General features: G+C 71.6%; 10 protein-coding genes and 1 pseudogene. 5 read left to right on the top strand and 6 right to left on the bottom strand.

Annotated features, from left to right (window positions below; all coding sequences use genetic code 11):
* Positions 1–130: 130 nt before the first annotated feature.
* From ABGB21_RS25425 to ABGB21_RS25410, 4 genes and pseudogenes are all read left to right on the top strand, one after another.
* Positions 131–253, top strand: a pseudogene (locus ABGB21_RS25425) (IS5/IS1182 family transposase); the annotation flags it as partial.
* Positions 254–423: 170 nt separating this feature from the next.
* On the top strand, positions 424–1,362 hold the full coding sequence (locus tag ABGB21_RS25420) for an NADP-dependent oxidoreductase (protein ID WP_347679878.1): 939 nt from the start codon (positions 424–426) through the stop codon (positions 1,360–1,362).
* 68 nt (positions 1,363–1,430) lie between these two features.
* Positions 1,431–2,666, top strand: coding sequence for a DNA polymerase IV (gene dinB, locus ABGB21_RS25415; RefSeq protein ID WP_347679876.1), 1,236 nt, complete (start codon positions 1,431–1,433; stop codon positions 2,664–2,666).
* A gap of 139 nt (positions 2,667–2,805) precedes the next feature.
* Positions 2,806–3,189, top strand: coding sequence for a DUF3040 domain-containing protein (locus tag ABGB21_RS25410; RefSeq protein ID WP_347656988.1), 384 nt, complete (start codon positions 2,806–2,808; stop codon positions 3,187–3,189).
* Between the two features lie 376 nt (positions 3,190–3,565).
* On the opposite strand, the gene ABGB21_RS25405 is transcribed toward ABGB21_RS25410, so the two are convergent.
* The 3 genes from ABGB21_RS25405 to ABGB21_RS25395 are packed head-to-tail and all read right to left on the bottom strand — an operon-like array spanning position 3,566 to position 8,473.
* Positions 3,566–6,052: a DUF3488 and transglutaminase-like domain-containing protein gene (locus ABGB21_RS25405; protein WP_347679874.1), complete on the bottom strand. Its 2,487-nt coding sequence runs from the start codon at positions 6,050–6,052 to the stop codon at positions 3,566–3,568.
* 55 nt (positions 6,053–6,107) lie between these two features.
* A complete protein-coding gene (locus tag ABGB21_RS25400) occupies positions 6,108–7,406 on the bottom strand; it encodes a DUF58 domain-containing protein (RefSeq protein ID WP_347656997.1) in 1,299 nt (432 codons plus the stop codon).
* A 2-nt stretch (positions 7,407–7,408) separates the two neighbouring features.
* A complete protein-coding gene (locus tag ABGB21_RS25395) occupies positions 7,409–8,473 on the bottom strand; it encodes a MoxR family ATPase (RefSeq protein ID WP_347656986.1) in 1,065 nt (354 codons plus the stop codon).
* Between the two features lie 416 nt (positions 8,474–8,889).
* Here ABGB21_RS25395 and leuS point away from each other — a divergent pair, with 416 nt between their 5' ends.
* Positions 8,890–11,730, top strand: a complete 2,841-nt coding sequence (gene leuS / locus ABGB21_RS25390; protein ID WP_347679872.1) for a leucine--tRNA ligase — start codon at positions 8,890–8,892, stop codon at positions 11,728–11,730.
* Between the two features lie 86 nt (positions 11,731–11,816).
* On the opposite strand, the gene ABGB21_RS25385 is transcribed toward leuS, so the two are convergent.
* From ABGB21_RS25385 to ABGB21_RS25375, 3 genes are all read right to left on the bottom strand, one after another.
* Complete coding sequence (locus ABGB21_RS25385) at positions 11,817–12,134, bottom strand: helix-turn-helix transcriptional regulator (protein ID WP_347679870.1); 318 nt, start codon at positions 12,132–12,134, stop codon at positions 11,817–11,819.
* Entirely contained in the window at positions 12,131–12,496 is a 366-nt protein-coding gene (locus ABGB21_RS25380; protein WP_347679868.1) for a type II toxin-antitoxin system RelE/ParE family toxin, read from the bottom strand. The genes ABGB21_RS25385 and ABGB21_RS25380 overlap by 4 nt, the downstream gene beginning before the upstream one ends.
* A gap of 117 nt (positions 12,497–12,613) precedes the next feature.
* A complete protein-coding gene (locus ABGB21_RS25375) occupies positions 12,614–13,918 on the bottom strand; it encodes a ThuA domain-containing protein (protein ID WP_347679866.1) in 1,305 nt (434 codons plus the stop codon).
* Between the last annotated feature and the right edge of the window lie 59 nt (positions 13,919–13,977).

The raw sequence follows: 13,977 nt of genomic DNA, 5'->3' as shown, positions 1-13,977 counted from the left end.
ACGCGAAACCGTTCGTCTGGACCGCGACCCCCAGCGAGATCCTGGCCAAGGTCCGCTGGGTCCACACCGAGGTCCGCAAACTCCTCACCAACAACGACAAGTAAACGATCTCAATTACGCGACACTAGCGGTGACGAGGCGGTTCGACCTGACTGACGTGCAGTGGGCGGTGCTGGAACCATTGCTGCCGACGCCGAAGCGGCCAGGTCGACCGTCGTTATGGAGTAGACGGCAGTTGATCGGTGGGATCCGGCCGACGTGCTCGAACATTTCATTCCGGCTTCCGCCGCGTGACGACCGTCGAGCGCATCGTCGGATCGCCCTGGCCGAGCTGACGGCACCCGCAGGACCGCCCAGCGGCCGCCCGTACCGAGCTTCTCCAATCACCCCGTACCGACGAACTTTCTGGGAAAGGATTCGAGCATGCGAGCGATCACCGTACGGGACCGTGAGGCGGGTGTCGGCGGGCTCACCCTGACCGACATGCCGTACCCGCACGCGGCGGAGAACGACGTCATCGTGCGCGTACACGCTGCGGGCTTCACCCCCGGAGAGCTGGACTGGCCGGCGACCTGGACCGACCGCGCCGGCCGCGACCGGACCCCCAGCATTCCCGGGCACGAGTTGTCCGGGGTGGTGGCCGAGCTCGGCTACGGCACCACCGGGCTCACCGTGGGCCAGCGGGTCTTCGGGCTGACCGACTGGGCCCGCAACGGATCCCTGGCCGAGTTCACCGCGGTGGAGGCGCGCAACCTCGCCCCGCTGTCGGCCGACATCGACCACACCGTGGCCGCCGCACTGCCGATCTCCGGACTGACCGCATGGCAGGGACTGTTCGACCACGCCCACCTCACGACCGGGCAGACCGTGGTCGTCCACGGCGCCGCGGGCGGCGTCGGCTCGATGGCCGTCCAACTCGCCCGGGAGGCGGGCGCCCGGGTTGTCGGCACCGGCCGGGCCGCCCACCGGGCCGCCGCGCTCGGTTTCGGCGCGCAGGTCTTCGTCGACCTGGAGGCCGACGACCTGCGGCAGGTCGGCGAGGTGGACGTGGTCTTCGACGTCCTCGGCGGCGACGTCCTCGAGCGGTCGGCCGAACTGGTACGCCCGGGCGGCACCCTCGTCAGCGTTGCCATGCCCCCCACCGTGCGGCCCAGGGACGGGCGGGCCATCTTTTTTGTCGTCGAACCTGATCGCGACCGGCTCGCCGATCTCGCCGAGCGTCTTCGTACCGGGCGGCTCAACCCCATGGTCGGCGCGGTGCGACCGCTGGCCGAGACGGTCGACGCGTTCGCCCGCCACCACGGCACCTCCGGCAAGACGATCATCCAGGTCGCGGACGACCAGGAAACGCCTCGTTCCTGATCGTTCAGCCGGATGCCGTTGGCCGGCGCCCGCGCGGCCGTGTCACACCAGGGGGCTAACCTGCCGCTATGGGTCGCAGCCAGTCCGTGCCACGCGGAAACGATCCGCGTTTCGGGCCGGACGCCGACGACTCCGGTTCGCCGATCCTGCACGTCGACATGGACGCGTTCTTCGTCGCGGTCGAGGTGCGGCGCCGACCAGAACTGCGGGGCCGGCCCGTGGTGGTCGGCGGCGTCGGCCCGCGCGGCGTGGTCAGTTCCGCCAGCTACGAAGCCCGGGCGTACGGCGTCCGGAGCGCGATGCCGACGGCGCGGGCCCGGGCGCTCTGCCCGAGGGCGGTCTTCCTACCGCCCGACTTCGCCGCCGTCTCGGCCGCCTCGCACGCGGTGATGGAGATTCTTCGCGACGTCACGCCCCTGGTCGAGCAACTCTCGGTCGACGAGGCGTTCCTCGACGTCTCCGGGGCCCGGCGGCTGCTCGGCCGCCCCGCCGAGATCGCCCGGCTGATCCGGTCCCGGGTCGCCGGGCAGGAGCGGCTGACCTGCTCGGTCGGGGTGGCGCCGACCAAGTTCGTGGCCAAGCTCGGCTCCACCCGGGCCAAGCCGGACGGGCTGCTGGTGGTGCCGGCTGACCAGGTGCTGGAGTTCCTGCACCCGCTGCCGGTCGAGGCGCTGTGGGGGGTGGGGGAGCGGGCCGCGGAGACGCTGCGCCGGCTCGGCCTGGCCACGGTCGGGGCGATCGCCGAGGCGCCGGTCGGGATGCTGCGCGGCAGCCTGGGTGAGGCGGCCGCGGCCCACCTGCACGAACTGGCCTGGGGGCGGGATCCCCGCCAGGTCAGCCCGGAACACGTGGAAAAGTCGATCGGCGCCGAGGTCACCTTTGACACCGACCTGGCCGACCCGGAGACGATCCGGCGGGCGCTGCTCGGACTCGCCGACAAGGTGGGCGTACGGCTGCGCCGGGCGGGACAGGTCGGCCGGACGATCTCGATCAAGGTGCGGTACGCCGACTTCCGTACCATCAACCGGTCCCGGACCCTCGGCGGCCCGACCGACGTGGCCCGCGAGGTTTTCGACACCGCCTGGTCGCTTTTCACCGCCCTCGGGCCGGGTGACCGGATCCGGCTCGTCGGCGTACGCGTGGAGGGGCTCAGCGCGGCGGACCAGACGCCCCGGCAGCTCACCCTCGGTGCCCCGGAGCGCGGCTGGCGGGAGGCGGAGGCGGCCGCCGACGCCGCCGCGGCCCGATTCGGGCGTTCCGTGGTCCGCCCGGCGAGTCTGTTGCGCCGCGACGACCAGCGGTAGTCGGAAAAACCGGCGAGGCCGTGGGTCGTCCCGCTTTCCGACCCGCGACCCCCCTCGTAGACTGGCGGGTAAGCAGCCGGTTGGCTGCCACGGTCTGTCGGTTCGACCGGACCGACCAACGTGACCGGGGAGGAGTGCCGTGCCGCTCTCTGAGCACGAGCAGCGGCTGTTCGAGCAGATCGAGCAGTCGCTTGCCGAGGACCCAAAGTTCGCCTCGGCTGTGCGCGCCAGCGACCCGCGCTTCCACGCGCGGCGTCGCCTGCTCGTCGCGGTCAGCGGGATCATCGCTGGCCTTGCACTGGTCGTCTACGGCACGGTGAGCAAAACCCCGCTGCTCGGGGTAGCGGGCTTCGTGGTGATGCTCGGTTCGGCCGCGTTCGCGATGCTGTCGCAGCGACGGGCGCAGTCGCCGGATCTGCACGTCGTGGGTGGTACCACCAGCCGTCGGACCCGTGGGCGGCGCCTGTCCCTCGTCGACCGACTTGAGGAGAGGTGGCGTCAGCGGCCGGAAGGCCACCGCTGACCAGTTTGCCGTGGCGGCGGCCGGCAGGCCGCCGCCGGTCGTACCGGCCGGACCCCCGGTCCGGTGACCCCTGGTGATAGCCCATGTCCGGGCAACGGACGAATCGCCCCGATGGATCCAGTTCCGTCCGATGCGGCGTTTCCGCACGCCCCGCAAGCCCGACCGGAGCCGCAGCCGGCCGGTCTCACGCCGAGATCAAGCCCCGCCAGCACCCGAGGGCGGATGGATCCGCGCGGAGATCAAGCCCGACCGGGGGAAAGCGAATGCATCCGCGCGGAGAGCAAGCCCGGCAGGGGTTGGGGGCGGATCGCCCGCGTCGGGATCAAGCCTGACCGCCCAGAGCGGGTGATCCGCCCCCAACCCCCCACCAGCACCCTCAGCGAGACGCCCGACCGGCCAGCACCCGACGCGGATTCCAGCGGGTCAGACGCTCCCGGATCCGGCCCGACCGGCCGACAACACCGGCGGAAACGTCCATGACCGCCGCCCGCCAGCGGCTCAACACCGAGGGCGGCAGGGTCGCCGCCACGATCCGGGTACGTCGATCCGCCCGGGTGCTCAACGCCCGGCGGACCGCCCGGAGCGCCTCGCCGAGCGGAGCGTGCTGCCGCAGCGGCTCCCGGGCGTAGCGGGCCCGTTCCTCGACCCGCCCGAGCAGGCGTACCGCGTCTCCGGCGGGTCCCACGGTGAGTCCCTCCGCGACCAGCCGGTCGGCGGTGGCCCGGGGGGTCTCGGTCGGGTCGACCCGGATCCGGAAGTCGACCAGGGTGTCGACGAACTCGTCCCAGGCGGCGTGCGCGTCGGCCCGGGCCCGGGCCAGCTCGCTGTCACTGAGTACCACCCGGGCCACCCCCGGCGGCGCGTCACCGTCGGCGGCCGAGGCCAGTGCCCCGGCCGCGGCGGCGGCCCGGACCTGCCGTCGACGCCGCAGCAGGGCCCGGCGCAGGGCCGGCAGGCTCAGCAGCAGCACCAGCAGCAGCACCCCGGCCACGACCCAGAGCGGCCAGGTCGGCCCGCTGTCCGGGGCGACCCCGGCCGCGTCGCCGAGGTTCTCGTCGACGTCCTTGATCGGGGTGTTGTCCTCGGTCGGGTCGGCCGACGCCTCGGTGTCCGGCCCCTCACCGGTGGTCGGTGCCGTGGTCACCGGGTCGGGGGCGTCGACGTCCGGCGCCCAGCTCGTCCGGGACCGGGCCGAACCGGGGATGCTCGACGCCGGTGTCGGGTCGAACGGCACCCAGCCGATGTCGTTGAAGAAGACCTCGGTCCAGGCGTGCAGGTTCAGGTTCGTCAGGGTGTACGTGTTCTCCTGCCGGTTGGTGCCGTTGGTGAACCCGAACGCCACCCGGGCCGGGATGTCGGCGGCCCGGACCAGCCAGGCCATCGCCGCCGCGTACTGCTGGCAGAAGCCGACCTTGTTGGTGAGGAAGTTGACGATGTCCTGCCCGCTGACGCCGCCCTGGGTGCTGAGGCTGTAGCTGAACCCGTTGTCCCGGGAGAAGTAGTCGAAAATCGCCCGGACCCGCTCGTAGTCGTTCCGCTTGTTCCGGGTCAACCGCTCGACCAGCTCGTCGACCTCCCGGACGTCGTCGACCCGGGTGTAGAGCTGCCGCAGCGAGTGCTCCGGCGGCAGCGTCGACGCGGCGGCCAGCGCCTGCGGGCTGTAGTCCGAGCGTACGTAGTCGAACGAGTACTTCCGTCCCTTGGACGAGGCCCGGTTGGAGAAGACGACCTGCATGCCCTCGTCGTAGAGCCAGTTGCCGTCGACGTCCCGCATCGTCACCGGCTCGGCGTACACCGGGAGGAACGGCATGGTGAAGTCGAGGATCTCCACGTTCGCCTGGTGTGGGGTACGGGTGATGCCGCTGCTGGCCCGACCGGAGTTGCGGGGGTCGACCATGCCCCGGGTGACCGGGGTGCCGCTCGGCGTACGCGGGGCGAAGCCGGTGCGGCGTATGTCGTCGGCGACCGCGAACCGCAGGTAGAACGGATTCGGGTCGTCGGTGGTCACCTTGATCATGTCGCGGATCTCGGAGCGGTTCAGTTCCCCGCTGAGCGCCGCGAAGAGGTTGACCCGGCCCGGGGAGCCACCCTGGCCACCGACCCCGTTGCCCTGCCCGCCACCGCCCGAGTTGAGCTGGCTGAGCAGCCCCGAGGTCATCCCCGGCACGGCGAGCGGAAGCGCCACCGCGACGACCACCCCGATCACCGCCAGCCGGCGGCCGGCGGCGGCCAGCGGCGACGGCTCCCATACGTCGACGTCCCGGCCGTCCCCGGTGAACCGGCGACCGAAGTGCCGGACCCGGTCGACGTTGTCGGCGGCGAGCAGCCACAGGAACCCGGCCGCGCCGACCACGAACGGGATCGCCGAGACGCTCTCGACGTGCACCGCCACCGGCACCGAGTAGATCGCCAGCATCGGCAGCCCGGCCAGGGCCGGCCGGCGCAGACCGACGGTGAGCAGATCGACCACGACCGCCACCGCGCCGACCCCGAGCGAGGTGATGAACAGCAGCGAGTCGACGTCCTCCACCGGCACGCCGTACGAGCGCATGTCCTGGGCGGAGGCGCTGACCAGCGCGCCGAAGTGCCGCAGCGTGCCCGGGGTGGGGAGCAGGCCGAGCAGCTCGTCGCCGCTCGGGAAGATCCAGGTGAGGCCGAACAGCAGCGCGCCGGCCATGCTGACCGCCTGCGCCCAGATCGGCGCCCGCCACCACCGGGCCAGCGTCGCCGCTCCGGCGACCAGACCCACCAGTACGACGCACTGCACCAGCCAGGTCCACCGCTCGTAGATCGCCGAGAGTGGGGCGGCGGCGAGCAGGGTCGCCACCGCGGCGACGAACCCCAGGTGACGGCGTCCTCTCATGACGTACTCCCGTCCTGGCCGGTTGCTGCCGTGCCGTCGTGTCGGCCCGCCACGGTCACCGGACACCTCCGGTGACCGTCTCGGCCGAGACCGCCCGCCAGGCGAATCCCTGCGAGCCCCGGGCCGCCTGCGGCCAGAGCGCCGGCAGCTTGCTGCCGTGCTCGACGCCGACCACCCGCCAACCGCTCTGCATCAGGCCGAGGGCGGCGGCGCCGTGCGCGTGGTTCGCCTCCTCGCGGGCCTGCGGGGTGAGGTTCAGCCAGGTGGAGCTGTCCACCAGGAAGGCGATGCAGGTCGCCCCGTTGCCGCGCAGTCCGGCCAGCAACTCCGCCTCGGTGCCGGTCAGGGTGCCGAGCAGGGCGATCACCAGCCCGCCGTCGGAGCGCTGCCGGACCCGTTCGACCAGGGTCGCCACGTCGCCGCGCTGGCTGAGCCGCACCTCGGCCAGGTAGTCGAGCAGCAGGCCCTCGCCGCCGGCCTCGTTGGCGTTCACGTCGATCCCGGAGTCGCTGACCAGCCGCAGCTTGTAGCCGGCGGCCCGTAGGTGCACCGCGATGCTGGCGGCCGCCGAGACGGCCCACTCGAAGCTCGCGGTCGGACCCTCGCCCCGGTGGGCGAAGGCGCGGGTGTCCAGCACCACCGTCGCCCGGCTCTCCCAGGGCTGCTCCTCCCGGCGGACCATCAGCTCGCCGGTCCGGGCGGTGGACTTCCAGTGCACCCGGCGCAGGTCGTCGCCGCGCCGGTACTCCCGGGTCGCCGCGTCGTCCTCGCCGTGCACCGCGACCGACCGGGCCCGGCTCTCGCCGGTGCCGGCGTACTCGCCGGTGAGCCGGACCCCGGGCAGCGCGGTGACCTGAGGGATGACGGTGAGCGGGTCGACGCTGGGGAAGGCCCGGGTCAGTTCGCAGAGCCCGAACGGGTCGGTGAGCCGGATCACCAGCGGACCGACCTCGTAGCGGCCCCGGACGTCGGCCCGCACCGTGTACGCCACCGAGCTGGCCTGGTGCGCGCCGAGCCGCTCCAGCACCACCCGGGGCCGGCTGCCGAGCGCGTACGGCAGCCGGTCCTCGAGCAGCAGTGTCCCGGTCGGCAGCCGGGACATGTTCTGCAGCCGCAGCACCACCCGTGAACTGGCGCCGACCGGCACCCGGTGCGGTTGCAGCGACCGGCTGCAGGCCAGCTTGTAGCGGCTGCGCCCGACGTAGAGCGCGGCCAGCAGCGGCAGCACACCGAGCAGGATCGCCACCCGCAGCAGGTCCTTCTCGCCCAGGATCAGGGCGGAGAGCGCGGCCGCGACGGCGGCGGCGAGGAAGGACCGGCCCCGGGTGGTGAGACCGCGCAGCGCCTCGCGCACGGTCATCGCCTCCGTGGCTCGTACTGGGATCGACCGTTGCCGTCGCCGGACTGCGGCCGGGTGTCGTACTCCGACCGCTGCCGCTGCCGTTCGTGCGGCAGGGGCAGCCGGTGCACCAGGTCGGAGATGATCGCGTCGGTGGTCCGGCGGGACAGCTGCGCGTCGGCGGTGGAGATCACCCGGTGGGCGAGCACCGGTACGGCGAGCGCCTGCAGGTCGTCGGGGAGCACGTAGTCCCGGCCCTCCAGGGCGGCGACCGCCCGCGCGGTGCGCAGCAGCTGCAGGGTCGCCCGGGGGGAGGCGCCGAGCCGCAGGTCGGGGGATTCCCGGGTGGCGGTGACCAGGTCGACGGCGTACTGCTTCACCGCGTCGGCGACGTGCACGTCCCGGACCGTCGCGATCAGCTTGCGTACGGTGGCCGCGTCGGCGACCGGCCGCAGCTCGTGCAGCGGGTCGACCCCGGCGTGCACGTCGAGCATCGCCAGCTCGGCACCGGCGTCCGGGTAGCCCATCGCGATCCGGGCGGTGAACCGGTCCCGCTGCGCCTCCGGCAGCGGATAGGTTCCCTCCATCTCGATCGGGTTCTGGGTGGCGATCACCATGAACGGCGTCTGCAGCTCGTAGGTGACCCCGTCGACGGTGACCTGCCGCTCCTCCATGCACTCCAGCAGGGCGGACTGGGTCTTCGGCGAGGCCCGGTTGATCTCGTCGCCGACCACCAGGTTGGCGAAGACCGCCCCGGGGCGGAACTCGAAGTCGTGGGTTTCCTGGTTGTAGACGCTGACCCCGGTGACGTCGCTCGGCAGCAGGTCGGGGGTGAACTGGATGCGGCGGACCGAGCAGTCGATCGAGCGGGCGAGCGCCTTGGCGAGTTTGGTCTTGCCGACCCCGGGTACGTCCTCGATCAGCAGGTGACCCTCGGCGAGGAGAACGGCGAGCGCGAGTCGGACCGTGGCGGTCTTGCCCTCGATGACCTCTTCGATGTTGGCCACGATCGCGTCGCTGGCGGCACGGAACTGGTCGTTCGGCAGTGCGCCGCCCAGCTCGTCCCAGGTCTGTTGTGTCACGGGCCTCCTCCTCGTCGTCCACGGCCGTGTACATAGAGAGTCGATGGGACGGCCGTATGGTTCGCGGGAGAACACGTCCGTCCGGAAATCCGGATCACCCGCATGCCTCAGGCTAGCCGCATTCGGCTGTGGAGCCGAACACACCGACGATGAGGGCACAGACGGGCAGGATTCGACACCGGGCGAATCGGGTACGACAGCCGGCCGGTCGAGGCGGTACAGTAACTCCATGTCCCGGGCCCACCTGCTTCTTAGCGAGCCGTGCTGACGCGACTGACGCGACCAGCACGGCCACCCCTCCTGCGTGAGGGGTTTTTTTGTGCCCGGAGAATGTTCCCCCGGGTCACCTTGACCTGGCCCGCGACAAGGGCGGCCGAAGACCTGTACGGAAGCGACGAACGTACCGAGGAGACGTCATGACCGAGGTGACCGAGCCGGCGGCGGACATTCCGCCGTTCCGCTACACCGCCGAGCTGGCCGGGGAGATCGAGCTCCGCTGGCAGGACCGGTGGGCCGAGCGCGGCACCTTCCGGGCCCCGAACCCGGTCGGCCCGCTGGCCGACCCGGACCACCCGCGGGCCGACGCGGAGAAGCTGTACGTGCTGGACATGTTCCCGTACCCGTCCGGGGCGGGGCTGCACGTCGGCCACCCGCTGGGCTACATCGGCACCGACTGCTTCGCCCGCTACCAGCGGATGGCCGGGCGCAACGTGCTGCACACCATGGGCTTCGACGCCTTCGGTCTGCCGGCCGAGCAGTACGCGGTGCAGACCGGCACCCACCCGCGGACCACCACCGAGGCGAACATCGGCTACTACCGCTCGCAGCTGCGTCGGCTGGGCCTGGGGCACGACGACCGCCGCTCGGTGGCCACCATCGACACCGACTACTACCGGTGGACCCAGTGGATCTTCCTGCAGGTCTTCAACTCCTGGTACGACACGACGGTGCAGAAGGCCCGGCCGATCGGTGAGCTGGTCGCCGAGTTCGAGGCGGGCAGCCGGGCCACCCCGGACGGCCGGGCCTGGGCCGAGCTGTCCGACACCGAGCGGCGGCGGATCGTCGACGACCACCGGCTGGCGTACGTCTCCGAGGCACCGGTGAACTGGTGTCCGGGGCTGGGCACCGTGCTGGCCAACGAGGAGGTCACCGCCGACGGCCGGTCGGAGCGGGGCAACTTCCCGGTCTTCAAGCGCAACCTGAAGCAGTGGATGATGCGGATCACCGCGTACGGTGACCGGCTGCTGGACGACCTGGCGGCGCTGGACTGGCCGGAGCCGATCAAGCTGATGCAGCGGAACTGGATCGGCCGCTCCACCGGCGCGCACATCACCTTCGGCACCGACGCCGAGCCGATCCAAGTTTTCACCACCCGGCCGGACACCGTCTTCGGCGCCACCTACATGGTGCTGGCCCCGGAGCACCCGCTGGTCGAGACGCTGGTGACCGAGGCCTGGCCGGCGGGGACGAAGCCGGTGTGGACCGGTGGGCAGGCGACCCCGCGGGCCGCGGTCGACGCCTACCGGAAGGCGGCCGGGGCCAAGACCGACGTGGAGCGGCAGGCGGAGAACCGGGAGAAGACCGGCGTTTTCATCGGCGCCTACGCCACCAACCCGGTCAACGGGGCACAGATCCCGATCTTCATCGCCGACTACGTCCTGGCCGGCTACGGCACCGGGGCGATCATGGCGGTGCCCGCCCAGGACGAGCGGGACTGGGAGTTCGCCGAGGTCTTCGAGCTGCCGATCGTGCGTACCGTGCAGCCGCCGGAGAACTTCGCCGGCAAGGCGTACACCGGGGAGGGGCCGGCGGTCAACAGCGCCCGGCCGGACAGCGACCTGGACCTGAACGGGCTGGGCGTCGCCGACGCCAAGGCGCGGATCATCGAGTGGCTGGAGGCGACCGGCAACGGCTCCGGCGCGGTCACCTACCGGCTGCGGGACTGGCTGTTCAGCCGGCAGCGGTACTGGGGAGAGCCGTTCCCGATCGTCTACGACGAGGCCGGCAACGCGATCGCGCTGCCGGAGTCGATGCTGCCGGTCGAACTGCCCGAGGTGGACGACTTCTCACCGCGCACCTTCGACCCCGAAGACGCCGACTCCGACCCGGAGACCCCGCTGTCGCGCCGCAAGGACTGGGTCGAGGTCGAGCTGGACCTGGGTGACGGGCCGAAGCGGTACACCCGGGAGACGAACGTGATGCCGCAGTGGGCCGGCTCCTGCTGGTACGAGCTGCGCTACCTGGACCCGACCAACTCGGAGCGGTTCGTCGACCCGGCCAACGAGCGGTACTGGATGGGGCCGCGCGGTGAGGGCGACTGCGGCGGCACCGACCTGTACGTCGGCGGCCAGGAGCACGCCGTGCTGCACCTGCTGTACGCCCGGTTCTGGCACAAGGTCCTGTTCGACCTGGGACACGTCTCGTCGTTCGAGCCGTTCCGGAAGCTGTTCAACCAGGGCATGATCCAGGCGTACGCCTTCACCGACGAGCGGGGTGCCTACGTCGAGGCGGCCGAGGTCGAGGAGGTCGACGGCGCGTACTACTTCGGTGAGCAGCAGGTCAACCGGGTGTACGGCAAGATGGGCAAGTCGCTGAAGAACGTGGTGACCCCGGACGAGATGTGCGCGGCGTACGGCGCGGACACGTTCCGGGTCTACGAGATGTCGATGGGCCCGCTGGAGGTCTCCCGGCCGTGGGAGACCCGGGCGGTGGTCGGGGCGTACCGGTTCCTGCAGCGGGTCTGGCGGGCGCTGGTCGACGAGCAGACCGGCGAGCTGCGGGTCGTCGACACCTCGGCCGACGAGCCGACCCGGCGGCTGCTGCACCGGGCGATCGACGGGATCCGGGCCGACCTGGACGGCATCCGGATGAACACCGCGATCGCCAAGCTGATCGAGCTGACCAACGGCATCACCCGACTGGAGGCGACGCCGCGCGAGGTGGCCGAGCCGCTGGTGCTGATGCTGTCGCCGTTCGCCCCGCACATCGCCGAGGAGCTGTGGCAGCGGCTGGGGCACGTCGGGTCGCTGGCGTACGAGCCGTTCCCGGTCGCCGACCCGAGCCTGCTGGTGGCCGAGTCGGTGACGTACCCGGTGCAGGTCAACGGCAAGGTCCGGGGTCGGGTCGAGGTGGCGGCGGACGCCGCCGAGGACGACGTACGGGCCGCCGCGCTGGCCGCGGTCGCCGACCAGCTGGGTGGTAGGGAGCCGCGGAAGGTGATCGTGATCCCGGGTCGGATGGTCAGCGTCGTCGCCTGACCCCACCCGGCGCGGGCGCCGGGCGGCGGACTGTTCCGCCGCCCGGCACCTCGGCTCGTGCCCGGAGCACCGGCCGGGTGGCGCTGCTACGCGATGGCGGCGATGTCCCCGTCGTCGAAGTAGATGGCCTGGTGGAGGCGGCCACCGAGCGCTGCCGCGTAGCGGGCCAGGACGTCCTGACCGGAGATCCTGCCCTGTTCGATCTGTGAGACGCGTCCCTTGGTGACGCCCATCCGGTCGGCGATCTGCTGTTGGGTCAGGTGGCGGGCCCGGCGGATCTCGGCGAGGCGGTGCCCGATGACGGTGGCGAGCAGTTCCTGCTTACCCGCTTCGACGGCCTCCTCGCCACCGGCCCGCTCGACCTGCTGGCTGCGGATGTCTCCCCATCGCGAGTAGCTGCTCATTGCCGCCCGCCCTCCTCCTCGGCGCGTTCTTTCAGATAGATCTCGTAGCGTTGCTCCGCCAGCGGGATGGCTTCCTGGTACCACTCGTGCCACCGTCCCGCCTTGTCGCCGGCGACGAGCAGAATGCTCGACCGCCACGGGTCGAAGGCGAAGAGGATCCGTACGGTGCTGGGGCGTAGTTCCTTGAGGTTGGCGACCGACGAGCCGTGGATCGTGTCCACGAGCGGTCGGCCGAGCCCCGGCCCGGTTTCGGCCAGCAGATCGATGGCCTGCACGACACGAGCGTGGGTGGGCGCATCGAGGTCGTCGATCCAGTCCCGGACCTCGTCGACGAGGTAGATCTCCCACTCGGCGCCGCTCACAGGCAGAGTATAGCGGACGGTAAACCCCGGTTGCGTGAGCCGGAACGGCAGTCAGGTCGGGCGCCGGGCGGCGGACTGTTCCGCCGCCCGGCGACCCGGCTGCCGCGACCGCCCGTCCTACTGCTGTTGGACGAGGCGGAAGGACTGCGCGGCGGTGCCGTTGCAGGCGTACTGGACGAGTTGGACGCTGTCGGCGGTGGCGGCGCCGGGCACGTCCAGGCACTTGCCGCTGAGCCGGTTGACCAGCCGGTAGTAGCCGCCGCCCTCGGCGACCGCCTGCCACTGCTGGTTGTTCCCGCCGCTGTAGGTCCAGAGCTGGATCGGCGCGTTGTCGGCGGTGGAGACGTTCGTGACGTCGAGGACCCGGGTGCTGTTGTTGCGGTTGTTCACCCGGACGAAGCCGCCGCTGGTCGGCTGGAGCTGGTACTGCTGGGCGAGGCTGCCGTTGCAGGCGTACTGCTGGACGGCGGTGCCGTTGGCGGTGCCGGCGGCGCGGGCGTCCACGCACTTGCCGCTGCCCCGGTTGACCAGGGTGTACCAGGCGGTCGGGGAGACCGGCGGGTCGGTGGGCGGGGGAGTGGTGCCACCGCCGCCGCCGAGCCAGAGCAGCCCGTCGATCAGGAACCGGTTCTGGACCTCGCTGGCGAAGGTGGACGACAGCGGGACGTTGTTGGCGTAGTCCATCGCGTTGTGCCCGAAGTTGGTGTAGAGCATCTTGTAGCTGGTGTTCGTCCAGATGATCGGGTAGTAGCCGCCGTACCAGGTCTGGTTCGGGTCGGTGCCGAGCGGGAAGCTGCTCGGGTCGACCGAGGCCAGGATGTTGATGTTCGGGTTGGTCCGCAGGTCGCGACTCCAGCTGTACCACTCGCTCACCGACGAGGTGAAGGTGGCGGGCAGGCGTCCGGTCGACGGGTGGTCAGGGCCCTCGACCCGAAGTACGGCGGTGGTCGGTCCCCAGGTGTTCGACTGGAACGCGCCGGTGCCGAGGAACTGGTTGTGGTACCAGTCCCAGGCGCCCGGGTTGTCGTTCCACGCCGAGACGTGGAAGCCGAGCCAGCCGCCGCCGCCCCGCATGTACTGCTCGAACGCGGGGCGCTGGGCGGCTGGCGGCAGGTCGTCCAGGAAGATCACCACCTGGTACTGGGCCAGGTTCGCGGTGTTCAGCCGGCTCCAGTCGGTGGTCGCGGTGTAGCTGAAGTTGTGTTGGGCGGCGATCTGCGGGAACCACTGGTTGGCTTCCCGGACGAAGCTGATGTGGGCCGCGTCCCAGGTGCCGTTGTAGAAGGCGATCACGTTGAAGGCCGGGGCGGCGGCCCGGGCCGGGCCGTGGGTGGGTGCGGCGAGGGCGGCCACCAGCGCCAGGCAGAGCGCGAGGAACTGGGCCACCTTCCGGGTCACGGTGGGGCGGGTACGGGCGATCATGGCGCGTCCTCTCGGCTGTCGCCGCGCCGGTGGGGGTGTGGGGATGGCGCGGCGATCGA

Origin of the sequence: Plantactinospora sp. B24E8 (assembly GCF_039871735.1) — a bacterium.
Lineage (GTDB): Bacteria > Actinomycetota > Actinomycetes > Mycobacteriales > Micromonosporaceae > Plantactinospora.
Note: the sequence above shows the minus strand (reverse complement) of the source record. Positions and strands in the feature narration are given on the sequence as shown.

Bases quoted from the DNA above. Each gene is read 5' to 3' on its own strand.
- ABGB21_RS25420 (WP_347679878.1), top strand. From the start codon at position 424: ATGCGAGCGATCACCGTACGGGACCGTGAGGCGGGTGTCGGCGGGCTC.
- dinB (WP_347679876.1), top strand. From the start codon at position 1,431: ATGGGTCGCAGCCAGTCCGTGCCACGCGGAAACGATCCGCGTTTCGGG.
- ABGB21_RS25405 (WP_347679874.1), bottom strand. From the start codon at position 6,052: ATGAGAGGACGCCGTCACCTGGGGTTCGTCGCCGCGGTGGCGACCCTG.
- leuS (WP_347679872.1), top strand. From the start codon at position 8,890: ATGACCGAGGTGACCGAGCCGGCGGCGGACATTCCGCCGTTCCGCTAC.
- ABGB21_RS25385 (WP_347679870.1), bottom strand. From the start codon at position 12,134: ATGAGCAGCTACTCGCGATGGGGAGACATCCGCAGCCAGCAGGTCGAG.
- ABGB21_RS25375 (WP_347679866.1), bottom strand. From the start codon at position 13,918: ATGATCGCCCGTACCCGCCCCACCGTGACCCGGAAGGTGGCCCAGTTC.